The 13,361-nt window shown below is 68.1% G+C and carries 12 protein-coding genes; 6 read left to right on the top strand and 6 right to left on the bottom strand.

Annotated features, from left to right (window positions below; genetic code table 11):
• The first annotated feature begins 6 nt into the window (after positions 1-6).
• The 4 genes from EV644_RS19810 (at position 7) to EV644_RS47535 (ending at position 3,818) form a co-directional block, all read left to right on the top strand.
• The gene (locus EV644_RS19810) at positions 7-228 is read left to right on the top strand and encodes a hypothetical protein (protein ID WP_132189763.1); all 222 of its coding nucleotides are present in this window, start codon (positions 7-9) and stop codon (positions 226-228) included.
• 251 nt (positions 229-479) lie between these two features.
• Complete coding sequence (locus EV644_RS47220) at positions 480-611, top strand: hypothetical protein (RefSeq protein ID WP_255511328.1); 132 nt, start codon at positions 480-482, stop codon at positions 609-611.
• 13 nt (positions 612-624) lie between these two features.
• The gene (locus EV644_RS44640; RefSeq protein ID WP_158292879.1) at positions 625-789 is read left to right on the top strand and encodes a hypothetical protein; all 165 of its coding nucleotides are present in this window, start codon (positions 625-627) and stop codon (positions 787-789) included.
• Positions 790-902: 113 nt separating this feature from the next.
• Positions 903-3,818: a helix-turn-helix transcriptional regulator gene (locus EV644_RS47535; RefSeq protein WP_132189762.1), complete on the top strand. Its 2,916-nt coding sequence runs from the start codon at positions 903-905 to the stop codon at positions 3,816-3,818.
• 65 nt (positions 3,819-3,883) lie between these two features.
• Here EV644_RS47535 and EV644_RS19800 read toward each other — a convergent pair whose 3' ends face one another.
• Positions 3,884-4,240, bottom strand: a complete 357-nt coding sequence (locus EV644_RS19800; protein WP_132189761.1) for an NADH-quinone oxidoreductase subunit A — start codon at positions 4,238-4,240, stop codon at positions 3,884-3,886.
• Positions 4,241-4,705: 465 nt separating this feature from the next.
• Between EV644_RS19800 and EV644_RS19795 the strand changes: the two genes are divergently transcribed.
• Positions 4,706-6,685 (top strand): 2-oxoacid:acceptor oxidoreductase subunit alpha, encoded by a 1,980-nt coding sequence (locus EV644_RS19795; protein ID WP_241998389.1) that lies wholly within the window; start codon positions 4,706-4,708, stop codon positions 6,683-6,685.
• Entirely contained in the window at positions 6,682-7,761 is a 1,080-nt protein-coding gene (locus tag EV644_RS19790) for a 2-oxoacid:ferredoxin oxidoreductase subunit beta (RefSeq protein WP_132189760.1), read from the top strand. Before EV644_RS19795 ends, EV644_RS19790 begins: the two co-directional genes overlap by 4 nt.
• Before the next feature lie 75 nt (positions 7,762-7,836).
• Here the strand turns inward: EV644_RS19790 and EV644_RS19785 are convergent, their stop codons facing one another.
• The 5 genes from EV644_RS19785 to EV644_RS19765 form a co-directional block, all read right to left on the bottom strand.
• The gene (locus tag EV644_RS19785) at positions 7,837-8,460 is read right to left on the bottom strand and encodes a PIN domain-containing protein (RefSeq protein WP_132189759.1); all 624 of its coding nucleotides are present in this window, start codon (positions 8,458-8,460) and stop codon (positions 7,837-7,839) included.
• Entirely contained in the window at positions 8,457-9,419 is a 963-nt protein-coding gene (locus EV644_RS19780) for an ImmA/IrrE family metallo-endopeptidase (RefSeq protein WP_132189758.1), read from the bottom strand. Before EV644_RS19780 ends, EV644_RS19785 begins: the two co-directional genes overlap by 4 nt.
• Positions 9,416-9,766, bottom strand: a complete 351-nt coding sequence (locus tag EV644_RS19775) for a helix-turn-helix domain-containing protein (protein WP_199239898.1) — start codon at positions 9,764-9,766, stop codon at positions 9,416-9,418. The genes EV644_RS19780 and EV644_RS19775 overlap by 4 nt, the downstream gene beginning before the upstream one ends.
• Before the next feature lie 228 nt (positions 9,767-9,994).
• The gene (locus EV644_RS19770) at positions 9,995-12,721 is read right to left on the bottom strand and encodes a PQQ-dependent sugar dehydrogenase (RefSeq protein WP_158292878.1); all 2,727 of its coding nucleotides are present in this window, start codon (positions 12,719-12,721) and stop codon (positions 9,995-9,997) included.
• Positions 12,722-12,908: 187 nt separating this feature from the next.
• Entirely contained in the window at positions 12,909-13,274 is a 366-nt protein-coding gene (locus EV644_RS19765) for a hypothetical protein (protein ID WP_132189756.1), read from the bottom strand.
• Positions 13,275-13,361: the final 87 nt, after the last annotated feature.

The following is a 13,361-nucleotide window of genomic DNA, read 5'->3' as shown; positions in this document are numbered from 1 at the left end:
GTGCCGATGCGGTGGTCCTCCTCAGGCGAGCAGATTGTGGGCATCGACCAGCTCCCGGAGGACACGATGTACTTCTACTCCCCGCAATCGCTTCAGGCAGAGATGGCGTACCGCCATGAGCGGATCAGGCGGGACTTCCAGCGTCCGTGGTGGTTCCAGCGCAAGCCTGCCAAGCCGGTGGCGCAGACGCCCTGCGCCCCGGTGGTCCTGGCCAGGCACGCGATGTGAAGGCAAGGTCACCGCCCGTCCCCTTTCGCCCAGCGCGGCCGAGGTTCCTCCCGGAACCCGGCCGCGCTGCCGTTTGTCGGACCACCTAGGGCGATTCGGGACTACCTAGACCCGGCGTACGGCGTACCGGCGGCACTAGGGACTGCCCAGGCGGTGTGGATAGGGACTTGTGCCGATGTGGCGGTCCTCCTCAGACGAGCAGATTAGGGGCATCGACAAGGAGTCGAGGCACCACCAGCCAGGAGGCACAGATGTTCACGAACGACTCGGTCAAGGCAGAGGTGAGCTACCGCAAGGAGCGCCTCACCCGCGACTACCGCCGCTTCTCCCGCAAGTCCGGGACCCGTCGGCACCTCGTCCACCTGTTCACCCGGAACGTCTGAAGGGAGGCACACCATGTATATGAACATCGACACAGCCCGGGCGGAGACCGCCTACCGGCAGGAGCGGATCAAGCGCGAGTTCGGCCGGGCCACCGCCCGCCGGGAGCGCCGGGAGCGGGCTTCACAGTCTGAGACCCGGCCCGCGCGCCGGGCTCTCCGTCCCACTCCGGCCGCATGAGCGCCGGAATCGCCGTCCCCGACCAGCTACTCCCGGTCGGGGACGGCTTTTCTTCGGCCGAAAAGGCCGATCGGACGGGATGCCGTCGAATTGTGTCGGCGCCAGGGGCGAAGATGGACGATGTGCCCTGGACCTCGACACCTCTCGTCGGCCGCTCGACCGAGCTCGCCGCCCTGCTCAGCGCCGTGGACGAGGCGAAAACCCGTCGTGCGGGCGCGATCCTGCTGTCGGGCGACGCCGGCGTGGGCAAGACCCGGATGCTGGACGAGGTCGCCACCGGCGCGCACGAGCGCGGTTTCGGCGTCCTGGTCGGGCACTGCACCGACTTCGGCGACGCCGGACTGCCGTACCTGCCGTTCACCGAGATCTTCGGCCGGCTGGCCGGGGAGCGCCCCGACCTGGTCGAGAGCGTGCTCACCAACTTCCCCGCGATCGGCCGGTTGCTGCCGACGCATCGCCTGATCGGTGCCCAGCCCGCGCCCCAGGACGGGCAGCTGGACCGGGCCGCGCTGTTCGACGCGGTGCTGGGCGCGCTGACCGCCCTGTCCACCAGTGAACCGCTGCTGGTGATCGTGGAGGACGCGCACTGGGCCGATGACTCAAGCCGCGACCTGATCGGGTTCCTCCTCACCCGGCTGACCTCTCAGCGGCTCGCGCTGGTGGTGTCCTACCGCAGCGACGACCTGCACCGGCGCCACCCGTTGCGCCGGCCGATCGCCGAGTGGTCCCGGAACCCGCGAGTCCGCCGGGTCAGCCTGCTCCCGCTGGACGCCGACGACTCCCGCAAGCTGCTGACCGCCCTGCTCACCCAGCCGCTCCCCGAGGCCGAGGTGCGCCGGATCCTCGAGCGCGCGGGCGGCAACGCCTTCTTCACAGAGGAACTGGTCGCCGCGGCCTCGATGGGCGACGCGGATGCCGTGCCACCTGATCTGGCGGATCTCCTGCTGGTGCGGCTCGACCCGCTGTCGGACGACGCCCGCCAGGTCGCGCGAGTGATCGCCGTCGCCGGCCGGCGAGTTCCGCACACGCTGCTGACCGCGGTCGCCGGACTGCCCGATCGTGAACTCGACGCTGCTCTGCGGGAGTTGATCGACGCGCACATCATCGAGCACCCGGGCAACGCGAGCTACTACTTCCGCCATGCGCTACTGGCCGAGGCTGTGTACGACGACCTGCTCCCGGGCGAGCGGGTGCGGCAGCACGCGGCGTACGCGAAGGCTTTGAAGGATCAGACGGTCGCGGGCACAGCGGCCGAGCTCGCCGGGCACGCGACCAGGTCTCATGACCTGGCGACCGCCTTCGAGGCGCGGGTCCGGGCGGGCCAGGAGGCGATCTCCGTGGCCGCGCCGCAGGAGGCGCTGAAGCACTACGAAATGGCGCTGGAGCTCTATCCGAACGCCTCGGCGGACGCGAGCATCGACAAGACCTGGCTGATCGTCGAGACGGCGACCGCCGCTGCCTTGTCCGCGCAGCAACTCCGTGCGCTGAAGCTGCTCCGCAAGGCTCTTGCCGAGCTCCCGGCCGATGCGCCGCGCCTCCAGCGGGCCCAACTGCTGATGCCGTTGGCCGACATCGCGCTGGTGATCGACCAGGACCAGGAGGCCCACGAGGCGATCTCGCAAGCGCTGCGACTCACCTCGGACGAGCCACCGAGCGTGTTCAAGGCCCAGATCGCCTCGCTCTATGCGCGGGTGTCCGATGCGCTCGGCCGCCCGATGGAGGCCGAGCGTTGGGCCCACGAAGCCCTGCAGATCGCGCGAGAGGTCGGCCAGGAATCAGCCGCGGGCGACGCCGGCATCACCTTGGCCCAGCTCCGCCGCCGCGCCGGAGACCCTGTAGCTGCGGCGAAACAGCTGGAGGAGGCCGCAGTACGGGCTCAGCTGGCCGGGGATCCCGCGGCCGAGGTCCGCAGCCGCTTCCTGCTCGGCTCGAACCACTACGAGCAAGGCGACCTCACCAGCGCCAAGACAGCCCTCATGTACGCCGCGCAGCGGGCGGGCGAGTTGGGTCGCCAATGGGCGGCGTACGGGTTCGACGCGCGGCGGATGCTCGCGCTGACGCAGTTCGTGCTGGGCGAGTGGGATGACGCCGCGGCGACCACGCGGACGGACCCGATGACACCTGCGGCGGCCGAGGCTGCTCTGCGGGGAGTCGGGCTGGCGGTTCGCGGCGGGCGTGGCGATACCTCGGTGGCCGAGGACATGGAGCGGCTGCGCAAGTGGTGGACGCTCGACATAATGCTGCCGATCATCGCGATGCAGCCGGCGGTGGATGCCTATCGCTCGCTCAACCAGGTCGCCGAGGCGGAGAAGCTGATCGCGGACGTGTCCGCGCTGTGCGCCGACGTGTTCCAGACCGAGTGGTTCATGGCGCGGATCCGGTTCTCCGCGGTGGGGCTGCAGCTGCTGAGCCACCGGGTCGTGCATGAGCCGACCGCCGCTGCCGAGCTGGTCTCACGGGGCGCGGAACTGGTCGCGTCCGGGCAGGCGACCGCGGAGAAGGGCATGCCGCCAGGGCGAGTGCTCGGTGTCGAGGGGATCGCTTGGCTGGCTCGGCTCGAGGCTGAGTGGGAGCGGCTGCGCTGGCTGGCCAATGTGGATCCGCCGACTCCGGAGGAGCACGTCGCGACCTGGCAGCGGACGGTCGACGCCTTCGGCTATGGATATGTGTTCGAGCAGGCGTGGTCGCGGGTGCATCTGTCGGCTGCGATGCGGGCTGTTGGACGAGTGGCCGACGCGAATGAGCAGGCCCAGTTGGCTACTGAGACCGCGCGGGCGTTGGGTGCGAAGCCGCTGCTCGATGAGCTTGGTGGCGCTGAAGCCGGTGTTGGGCCCGCGGCACTGACGGCGCGCGAGACCGAAGTACTGGCGTTGCTTGCTGAGGGGCGGACCAACCGGCAGTTGGCACGCGAGCTCTACATCAGCGAGAAGACGGTCAGCGTCCACGTCTCCAACATCCTGGCCAAGCTGGGCGTCCGCAGCCGCACCGAAGCCGCCGCCGTAGCCCGCCGGGACGGGCTCCTCGACTGATCCTGGACACGCCTCGCCGACGGTCCCGTGGCGTGGACGTGCCTACATACCTCACCGGAGGGTGGTCAGGTCCAGCTGAGGATGCCCTTGCGGTAGGCGTAGAGGAGGCCTACGGCTACGAAGGCGAGGAAGACGAACATCTCGATCAGCGTGGCCACGCCGAGCTCGGCGAAGATGGTCGCCCAGGGGAAGAGGTAGACGGCGTCCACGGCGAAGATCACGTACAGGTACGCGAACAGGTAGTACCTGATGTGGACCTGGGCCCAGCCCTCGCCGACCGGGTCGACGCCGGACTCGTACGTCTTGAGCTTGTCGGCCGTCGGGTAGGTGATCGTCAGCGCCTTGTTCAGCGCGAAGGCGCCGACCAGGCCGAGGAGGCCGAGCACGACGATCGCGGCGATGACCCCGTAGCTCTCTGACACCTGCCCAACCTTAGTTGGTGCAGAGCGGCAAGGCGTCCACCGCGACCTGCCGTACTCGGATTTCACGTCGGCGATCTGCAACCGCAGCCGCTTGACGCCGAGGATGTCGCGGCTCAGCCAGATCTCGGTCTCCTGCTTCCCCCGGATGGATCCCGGGGTAGATCACAGATCGATGACGGCACCCTGCTGGTAATGGCTGCGGACGGCAAGCGAACGACTGCTTCGAGTGACACTGTGCGGTTGACCACTCTCCTTTTGAGGCATCTGGGAGCGGACCAGGGGGCTGACCACCCGTCTGGGCTGGTCAGAGCACGATTTCGCGGTTCCGGACGTCGATCCCAGGCTGTGGAACACACCTGATTGTGCACGCCGACGTACTAAGGCCGAACTAACATGGTTGTATCGCCCTAACGGGGGGATCGGTGCGCCGGCACATGGTTCACCGACCCAAGCTTCGACTTGGAGATGAACAGAACAGTGACCATCGAGGTCAAGCAGCTCGACCGCGTGGTGATCCGCTTCGCCGGCGACTCCGGCGACGGGATGCAGCTCACGGGGGACAGGTTCACAGCGGAAACGGCATCGTTCGGCAATGACCTGTCGACCCTGCCCAACTTTCCGGCCGAGATCCGGGCACCAGCCGGAACCCTGCCGGGAGTGTCGTCGTTCCAGCTCCATTTCGCCGACCACGACATCCTCACGCCGGGTGATGCGCCCGATGTGCTGATCGCGATGAACCCGGCCGCGCTCAAGGCCAACCTGCGCGACGTACCGCGGGGCGCCACGCTGATCGTGGACACCGCCGACTTCACCGCCCGGAACCTCAAGCGGATCGGGTACGACGAGAACCCCCTGGAGACGGGTGAGCTCGACGCCTACCACGTGGTCCCGCTGAACCTGACCGGGATGACGGTGGAGTCGGTCAAGGAGTTCGGCCTGACCCGCAAGGACGCGTCCCGGGCGAAGAACATGTACGCGCTCGGCCTGGTCTCCTGGCTGTTCCAGCGGCCGGTGGAGTCGACGATCGATTTCCTCCAGTCGAAGTTCGCCGGCAAGCCCGCGATCCGCGACGCGAACATCGCGGCGTTCCGGGCCGGCTACAACTTCGGCGAGACGGCCGAGGAGTTCTCGGTCCGGTACGAGGTCAAGCCGGCCAGGATGGCCACCGGCACCTACCGCAACATCTCCGGCAACCTCGCGCTGGCGTACGGCCTGGTGGCGGGCGCCCAGCGGGCGGGGCTGCCCCTGGTGCTCGGCGCGTACCCGATCACCCCGGCGTCCGACGTACTGCACGAGCTGTCCAAGCTGAAGCGCTTCGACGTGACGACGATCCAGGCCGAGGACGAGATCGCCGGTGTCGGCGCCGCCCTGGGCGCGTCGTTCGCGGGCGCCCTCGGCGTGACCACGTCGTCCGGTCCGGGCATCAGCCTGAAGTCCGAGACGATAGGTCTCGGCGTGATGCTCGAACTGCCGCTGGTCGTCTGTGACATCCAGCGGGCCGGCCCCTCGACCGGTATGCCGACCAAGACCGAGCAGGCCGACCTGCTGCAGGTGATGTTCGGCCGCAACGGCGAGGCGCCGCTGCCGGTGATCGCCGCCCAGTCCCCCGCGGACTGCTTCGCGATCGCCGTTGAGGCGACCCGGATCGCGGTCACCTATCGCACTCCGGTGATCGTGCTGTCCGACGGCTACCTGGCGAACGGGTCCGAGCCCTGGCAGATCCCGGTGATCGAGACCCTGCCGAAGATCGACCCGAACTTCACCACGGAGCCGAACTCGACCAATGACAAGGGCGAGCCGGTCTACCTCCCCTACCTGCGCGACCCGGAGACCCTCGCCCGCGCTTGGGCGATCCCCGGTACGGCGGGTCTGGACCACCGCATCGGCGGTCTGGAGAAGGAGGACAAGACCGGCAACATCTCGTACGACCCGGCCAACCACGACCTGATGATCCGCACCCGTCAGGCCAAGGTGGACGGCATCACCGTCCCGCCGCTCGAGGTCGACGACCCCGACGGTACGGCGAAGGTGCTCGTGCTCGGCTGGGGCAGCACCTACGGCCCGATCGGCGCGGGTTGCCGCCGGGTCCGCAAGGTCGGCGGCAAGATCGCGCAGGCCCACCTGCGGCACCTGAACCCGTTCCCGCCGAACCTCGGCGAGGTGCTGAAGTCGTACGACAAGGTGCTCGTGCCCGAGATGAACCTGGGCCAAATGGCGATGCTGCTCCGGGCGAAGTACCTGGTCGACGTCGTCTCCTATGCGCAGGTCCGGGGGATGCCGCTCGGCGCCGCCGAACTGGCCGAGGTGATCGGCAACCTGGTCGAGGAGACCGCGGGCATCGACGACGACGCCCGCCACCTCGGTGAGGCCGCCGCCAACCTGACCCACGGCGAGGCGCTGCACATCGAACCGAACGGCCTGCACCACCCGGAGGGAGCACGATGAGCACCGTCGACCTCGGCCTGCCGAGTCTGCCCGGCGGACTACGCGGCGTACCGGCCGCGACCGAGCCGCAGAACCGCAAGGAGTACGTGTCGGACCAGGAGGTCCGGTGGTGCCCCGGTTGTGGCGACTACGCCGTACTGGCGGCTTTCCAGGGGTTCCTGCCCGAGCTCGGGATCAAGCGGGAGAACGTGGCGATGGTGTCCGGGATCGGATGCTCCTCGCGCTTCCCGTACTACCTCTCGACGTACGGCATGCACTCCATCCACGGCCGCGCGCCGGCGATCGCGACTGGGCTCGCAGTGGCCCGACCCGACCTCAGCGTCTGGGTCGTCACCGGTGACGGCGACGCGCTGTCGATCGGCGGCAACCACCTGATCCACACGCTGCGGCGCAACGTGAACCTCAAGATCCTGCTGTTCAACAACCGGATCTACGGCCTGACGAAGGGGCAGTACTCCCCCACCTCGGAGCCCGGCAAGGTGACCAAGTCGACCCCGATGGGCTCGGTGGACAACCCGTTCAACCCGGTCTCCCTGGCGCTCGGCGCCGAGGCGACCTTCGTGGCCCGGACGGTCGACTCGGACCGCAAGCACCTCACCTCGGTACTGCGGGCCGCGGCCGAACACCGCGGTACGGCCTTCGTCGAGATCTACCAGAACTGCCCGATCTTCAACGACAACGCCTTCGACGCCTTCAAGAACCCGGAGACCCGCGACGACGCGATCATCCCGCTCGTCCACGGCGAACCGATCCGCTTCGGCACCGACGGCCGCCTCGGCGTGGTCCGCGACGGCTTCGCCTCCCTCGCGGTTCGCGAAATCGACTCGTTGCCGAACGGCGAGGCCGACCTGGTCATCCACGACGCCCACACCGAAGACCCGGCGTACGCCTTCGCCCTCTCCCGCCTGACCGACGCAGGAGTCCTGCACCAGGCCCCCATCGGCATCTTCCGCTCGGTAGACCACCCGGCCTACGACGACATGGTCCGCCAACAGGTAGCAACCTCCAAGGAATCCCAGGGGATCGGCGACCTCCAGGCCCTGGTAACCGGCTCCGACACCTGGACGGTCAACTAACCCACGCAACTCCTACGTCGTCGCTCCCACCACCCCGGTCGCCGCTCCTCCGTCCCGGCTCAGTGACCGCGGGTGTCAGGCGTTGGCCCACACGCGTTTCGAGAGCAGGTCTGTCTTGGTGATGTCGACCAGTCCGTCGTCGCATTCGCGCAGCTGGGCGTAGGTCCGTCGCATCGCCTTGCGGTCGGGCAGGTACCTTCGGCCGGCACCGCGTTCGAGAACGATCTGGCTGTTCATGAGACCCAGAGTTCCCACACAGCGGCCTTGAGCACGTAGGCGTTGCAGCCGGGCGACTTCGATCGCGGCCAGCCTGGCACCGCCTGCATCGTCGATCAGTACCACCACGTCTCGCCCGGTTTCCGCTTGTACGGCGGCGTGGGCCAGCACCATGACCTCACCGAGGTCCTTGCCCTGTCTGAGTCGCTCGGCCATCGGAATCCTCGTGATGCGCTGGACCGCGGACGCGAGTTCCGGGGTGACGGCGTCCGAGAGCACGTCCAGCCAAGCTGTCTGCTCGAGCTTCGTCCACACGTCGGCCGCCGCTCTGAATCGAACGTCTCGGAGCGCCTTGCGCCGGATCTCGCCGGCGACGGTTTCGGGTGCGGCGATCCTGCCGATGGCATCCAGCAGCAGGCGTTCCTTGTTGATCGAGAAGAAGTTCAGGGCAGGTCCGGCGTCGACGATGACGGGGTCGGTCATTCGCCGTGCGCTCCTCTGCGAGCCTTGGGAGCAGACATGTCACCCGCGGACCCGCTCGACCCTTCCAAAGCATCAAGCTCGCTGAAGTCTGTGTCCGGACGACACTCGACGGCGGTAGGTACCGGAACAGGCTCCACTTCGGCCGGGACGATGCCGGCCTCCTCGAGCTCCGCCGCGATCTGCTCCTCGGGCAGGCCTCGCAGCCGCGCCACCGCCTGGAGTGACACGACGTTCGCCATGTAGCCCTCGATTGCCCTGGCCAACAAGCGCTGAGGTGCCCGCCTGGTCTGGGATTCGTGCTGCCACCCCTGGTACAGATCGGACCAACCGAAGCGTGACGCAAGTACCGGGGTAGACAGCGTCATCCACTCGTTCTTCTGCGCGGTACTGATCAAACGTGCCGCAAAGAGTTGGATCGCCACCAGGCTCGGTGACGCCTTGAACCGCTGCACGAGCATGGACAACTCCGGCAGCGAGACCTTCTCCGGTCCACGCCGTCCCTTGGCACCAACCGCTCGTACATCGCCGACCGCAGCGCCAGACCGAACATCCTCCGGCCGGCCTGCGTCACGGTCCGCCAAGACCGACTTGATGCCGGCGATCGGTACGAGAAGATGCCGGGCGAAGGCGTCCGCGCGGATCTCTTCAGAACTTCGGCGGTCCCAGCCACCGGCCTTCGGTGCGGCGAAGTCGCCGAACAGGACATGGCCCAGCTCGTGGGCAAGAGTGCTGCGCTGGCGCATCGGATGGCGGGTGAGCGCGACAGCCACCATCACCACCTGGCGAACCGGATCGCGCATCGTCATCCCGTGCTCGTCCTGCTCGGCCTCGATGACCGCGACGTCGATACGTTGGGTCAGCTCGATCAGGCTGACCAGATCAGGCAGCGGGGCGTGCCCGAGGTTGTGCTGCTCGCGGAAGCTTGCTGCTCGGGCCCGGCCCTGGTCCTCTGCGCTCATAGCTGCGACCGGATCCCTTGGTCCTCGAGGTAGGCGTCCAGCTCCAGGTAGTGGCTCAGCTCGCGCTGCATCGTCTCCATGCTCGACTGATCAGTGGCGCGCGCGACGCACTCGAGCCGGGTCTTGACCCCCGAGATCCCGGTCAACTCCGAGACCGTGCAGCCCAGCGCCCAGGCGAGGGCGAGGATCTCGTTCAACTTGGGCGGTCGGGTGCCTTGCTCGATGCGCGAAAGGGTGGCTTGGGCGATGCCGGATCGACTTGCGAGCTGGCGCTGCGTGAGCCTGGCCGCCTCGCGCGCCTCGATGATCCGGCCCGAAGACGTGTCCGCGTGGACCAACTGAATCACTTCCCCTCATCGTGATTCAGTCTAGAGAGAGCCTGAGCCCCCTGACAACTCGGCACTCCCAGATACGGCGGTTCGTCGGTACGGCGGTTCAGCTACTCGGCCCCAGGGGATCGGCGACCTCCACACCCCCGGTCAGCGACCGTTTGCCGACGCGATGGCACGTGTTTGCTCGGGTTCGATGGCGAGAGGGACGCCCCGCCGGAAGCAGTTCCGGCGGGGCGGAGGGGGTTACCTGGCGCCTAGGGGGCGGGGTAGTGGGCGGTCGCCGGGTTCGCCCCAGCGGTATGCGGGGGTGCCGTTGATCCACCAGACGCCGGTCGAGGGGCGCCAGACGGCCAGGTCGGTTCGGGCGTCGCCGTTGAAGTCGCCGGTGAGGGGGATGTCGCCGTTGACTCCCCAGTTCTGGCTCGTGCGGCCGTTGATCCACCAGCCGCCGGTCGAGGGCCGCCAGACGGCCAGGTCGGTTCGGCCGTCGCCGTTGTAGTCGGCCTGGACCGGGATGTCGCCGGCCTGACCCCAATGGATGGCTGCTCGCCCACGAATCCACCACATGCCGGTCGACGGGCGCCAGATCGCAACTTCCATCTTGCCGTCACCGTTGTAGTCGCCCGGTACCGGCACGTCGCTTGGCCCACCCCATTCAATCTGCAGGACGTTACGCACGTACCAGATACCCGTACTGGGTCGCCAGATCGCGATGTCGGTACGGCCGTTGACGCTGTAGTCGCCCGGGACGGGCACGTCCCCGTTCCCGCCCCAACGAATTTCGAAGAGTCCGCGCGCCTGCCACATCCCGTCCGACGGACGCCAGCTCACCACGTCGGTCCGCCCGTCGGAGTTGACGTCCGCGGGGACCGGCAGGTCGGTGGAACCGCCGTACTGGGTGCTGAACAACCCAGGGTTGAACCAGGTCGCCGTGGACGGCCGGAAGACCGTCCGATCGGTGCGCCCGTCACCGTTGTAGTCGCCATACCGACCGGGGACGAACTTGGCATAGTGCGCCGTCAGGGTCCGGTCGCTCGCGGGCATGGTCAGCGTGTGCGTCTGCAGCCCGCTGTCGGACCAACTCGTGAACACGTTGCTGCCGGCCACGCTGGGAGCGGACACCTCGTTGCTCGAGTTCACCGCCACCTTGACGCTCACCCGCTGGGCGCCGTTGATGAGCACCGGTGCCGGGGCCAGCACAGTCAGCGTGCGCAGATCCGGCTCAGCGGCGTACACCTTCTCGGTCCGCACGCCGGCCTGGTCCACCACCGAAGCGGTGATCTGCATGCGTGTCTCGTCGCCATGGTCGTCGAACAGATCCGAGTAGGTCGGCCCCGTGCTGGTCTGGCCGGGATGGAGATGGCACCCGCCGCCGGTGTCGCAATGGATCAGGTCGGTCCGCCAGGACACCGGGAGTGCGCCATCCTCGATGTCATTCGCGGAGGCGCTCAAGGAGACGGTGTCCCCGACGGCGTACTTCTTGTCGGGCCCGGTCAGCGTGAGCTCCGGTGAGTGGTTGTCCGGCACGACGGTGACGGTAATGGTCGCCGCGGCACCGAGAGGATCCTCGACGGTGAGCGTCGCGCTGACCTTCCCCGCGGCCGCGTAGGTGTGAGATACGACCGCGCCCGCTCCCTGGCTGCCGTCGCCGAAGTCCCAGGTGTACGTCAGATCATCGCCGTCCAGGTCGTACGACGCCGAGCCGTCGAAGGTGACCTTCAAGAGGTCCGGGTCCACGGTGGTGCCCGCGCGCGGAACAGGCGTCCGGTTCCCGGCCGAGTAGCGCAGCCGGACCAGGTCGGACGAGAGGATGTCCGCGTAGTACACGTCTCCGTTCGGACCGGTCTTCAGCGCGACCGGCCCGCCGATACCGGTGGCGAAGGCCGCGGCCTCGGGGGGCCTGGTGATCTTGCCCTGCGCGTCGATCATCATGGTCCAGATCTTCTGCTGCGCGTAGTCCGCGAAGAAGTACGCGTCCCGGTACGCAGCCGGGTAGGACGTGCCCGTGTACCACGTACCGCCGGTGACCGCCGCCTGGACGTTGGGCGACGCGTAGTTCCACAGCGGTCCCTGCACCGACTGCGTGTAGACCTGCTGGCACTGCGCGGTGTTGGCGTATCCCGGCTGCCGGCCCGGTCCCTCGTAGCAAGGCCAGCCGTAGTTCTTACCAGCGGTCAGCCGATTGATCTCCTCGTACGCCGTCCAGCCGACGTCGCCGACGAGTACCTGCCCGTTCCGCGGATCCACCGACATCCGGAACGGGTTGCGTAGGCCGTACGCGTAGACCCTGCTTCGCCACGACGACGCAGAGGCCGCGTTGTAGTAGGGGTTGCCAGGTACTCCGGCGCCGGTGACCGGATCGATCCTGAAGATCTTGCCGTAGGGGCCGTCCAGGTTCTGCGCCCGCAAGGCATCGGGGTTCGGGGAGGCGAGCGGTGCGGCGCTGTCGCCGATGCTGATCAGCAGCTTGCCGTCCGGCGCGACCAGAACCGTCCCACCGCCGTGGTAGACGCTGGTGAGCGGCGCCTCCAGCAGGACCTGTTCGCCCCCGAGCGTGGTCGGGTTGTCGACCGGCGCAGCCGTCCAGCGCGAGACGCGCATCACGCGGCTCCCGGTCGCGGTGGTCTGGGCGTACTGCAGGTAGAGCTGCCCCGTCGTGGCGTAATTCGGAGCCAGCGTGAGACCGAGCGCACCGAGATCACCCGTGTGCGCGACGGCCGGAATCGTCAGGAGCGTCCGCGGCGGCGCATCGTCCGACACGACGGTCAGGCGGCCGTCCCGCCCGAGCGTCAGCACCCGCTCGCCCGGCAGGAACTCGAAGTTCGTCAGGTTCGCGGCCGGCTGCCCGGTCGCGATCGGCACCGGCGTGAAACCCGCCGGAATCACCACCGCGGTCTCGGCAGCGTCCGCCGGGGGAAGGGTGACCACAGCGCCGGCGATCAGTAGAGGCACAACCAGAAGAGCCGTCACCACCTTCCGCCCCCCGCTGACCATCGGCGCGCCAAAACACCGCAACTGAAGCTTCATAACCGTTCCCCCACCCACCATCGCCGGAAAGGCACCTACTGAGATGATGCGCGCCGAACGCCAAAAGTTGCGAATGGACTGCCCGGTCGAGCGTTTTGCCTGGCCAGCTGCTCCACCCGGCGCGGTCTTCTCAGTCCGTCCAGTCCAGTTGCGGTTCGGGAATGCCCAGCTCCCGGCCGTGGGCCTGCGCTTCCGCGCGGCCGTGCTCATCGCCGCGGGGATAGCGGAAGCACCTGCCCGGGAACACGACGAAGACCTCCCGCTCGTCGTGGAAATCGGCGTACCAGCCGGGCCGGTCCAGCACCGCCTGCAGGTTCTCGGCCAGCGGCTCGGCGTAGCGGTCCTCCACCTCGAACTCCAGAATCGTCCACACTGCCGGTTGATCCGCGGTAGCTCCGGTGACCTCGACCCTGGCCACCTTCCGAACGTGCAGCGGCACGTCTCCCAACGAGCTACCGACCCGAAGGCTCTCGACGATGATCGCCCCACTGAACACCCGAATCTCCCTTGCTACGAAGGACAAACAGCACCCTAAGCAGCCCAACCGACAGAAACGGTAGGAGCGGCGACGGAGGAGCCGGAT

The sequence above is a fragment of the Kribbella orskensis genome (assembly GCF_004342085.1).
Classification (GTDB): Bacteria; Actinomycetota; Actinomycetes; order Propionibacteriales; family Kribbellaceae; genus Kribbella; species Kribbella orskensis.
The sequence above is the reverse complement of the archived record's forward strand: the minus strand, read 5'-3'. Positions and strand labels throughout refer to the sequence as shown.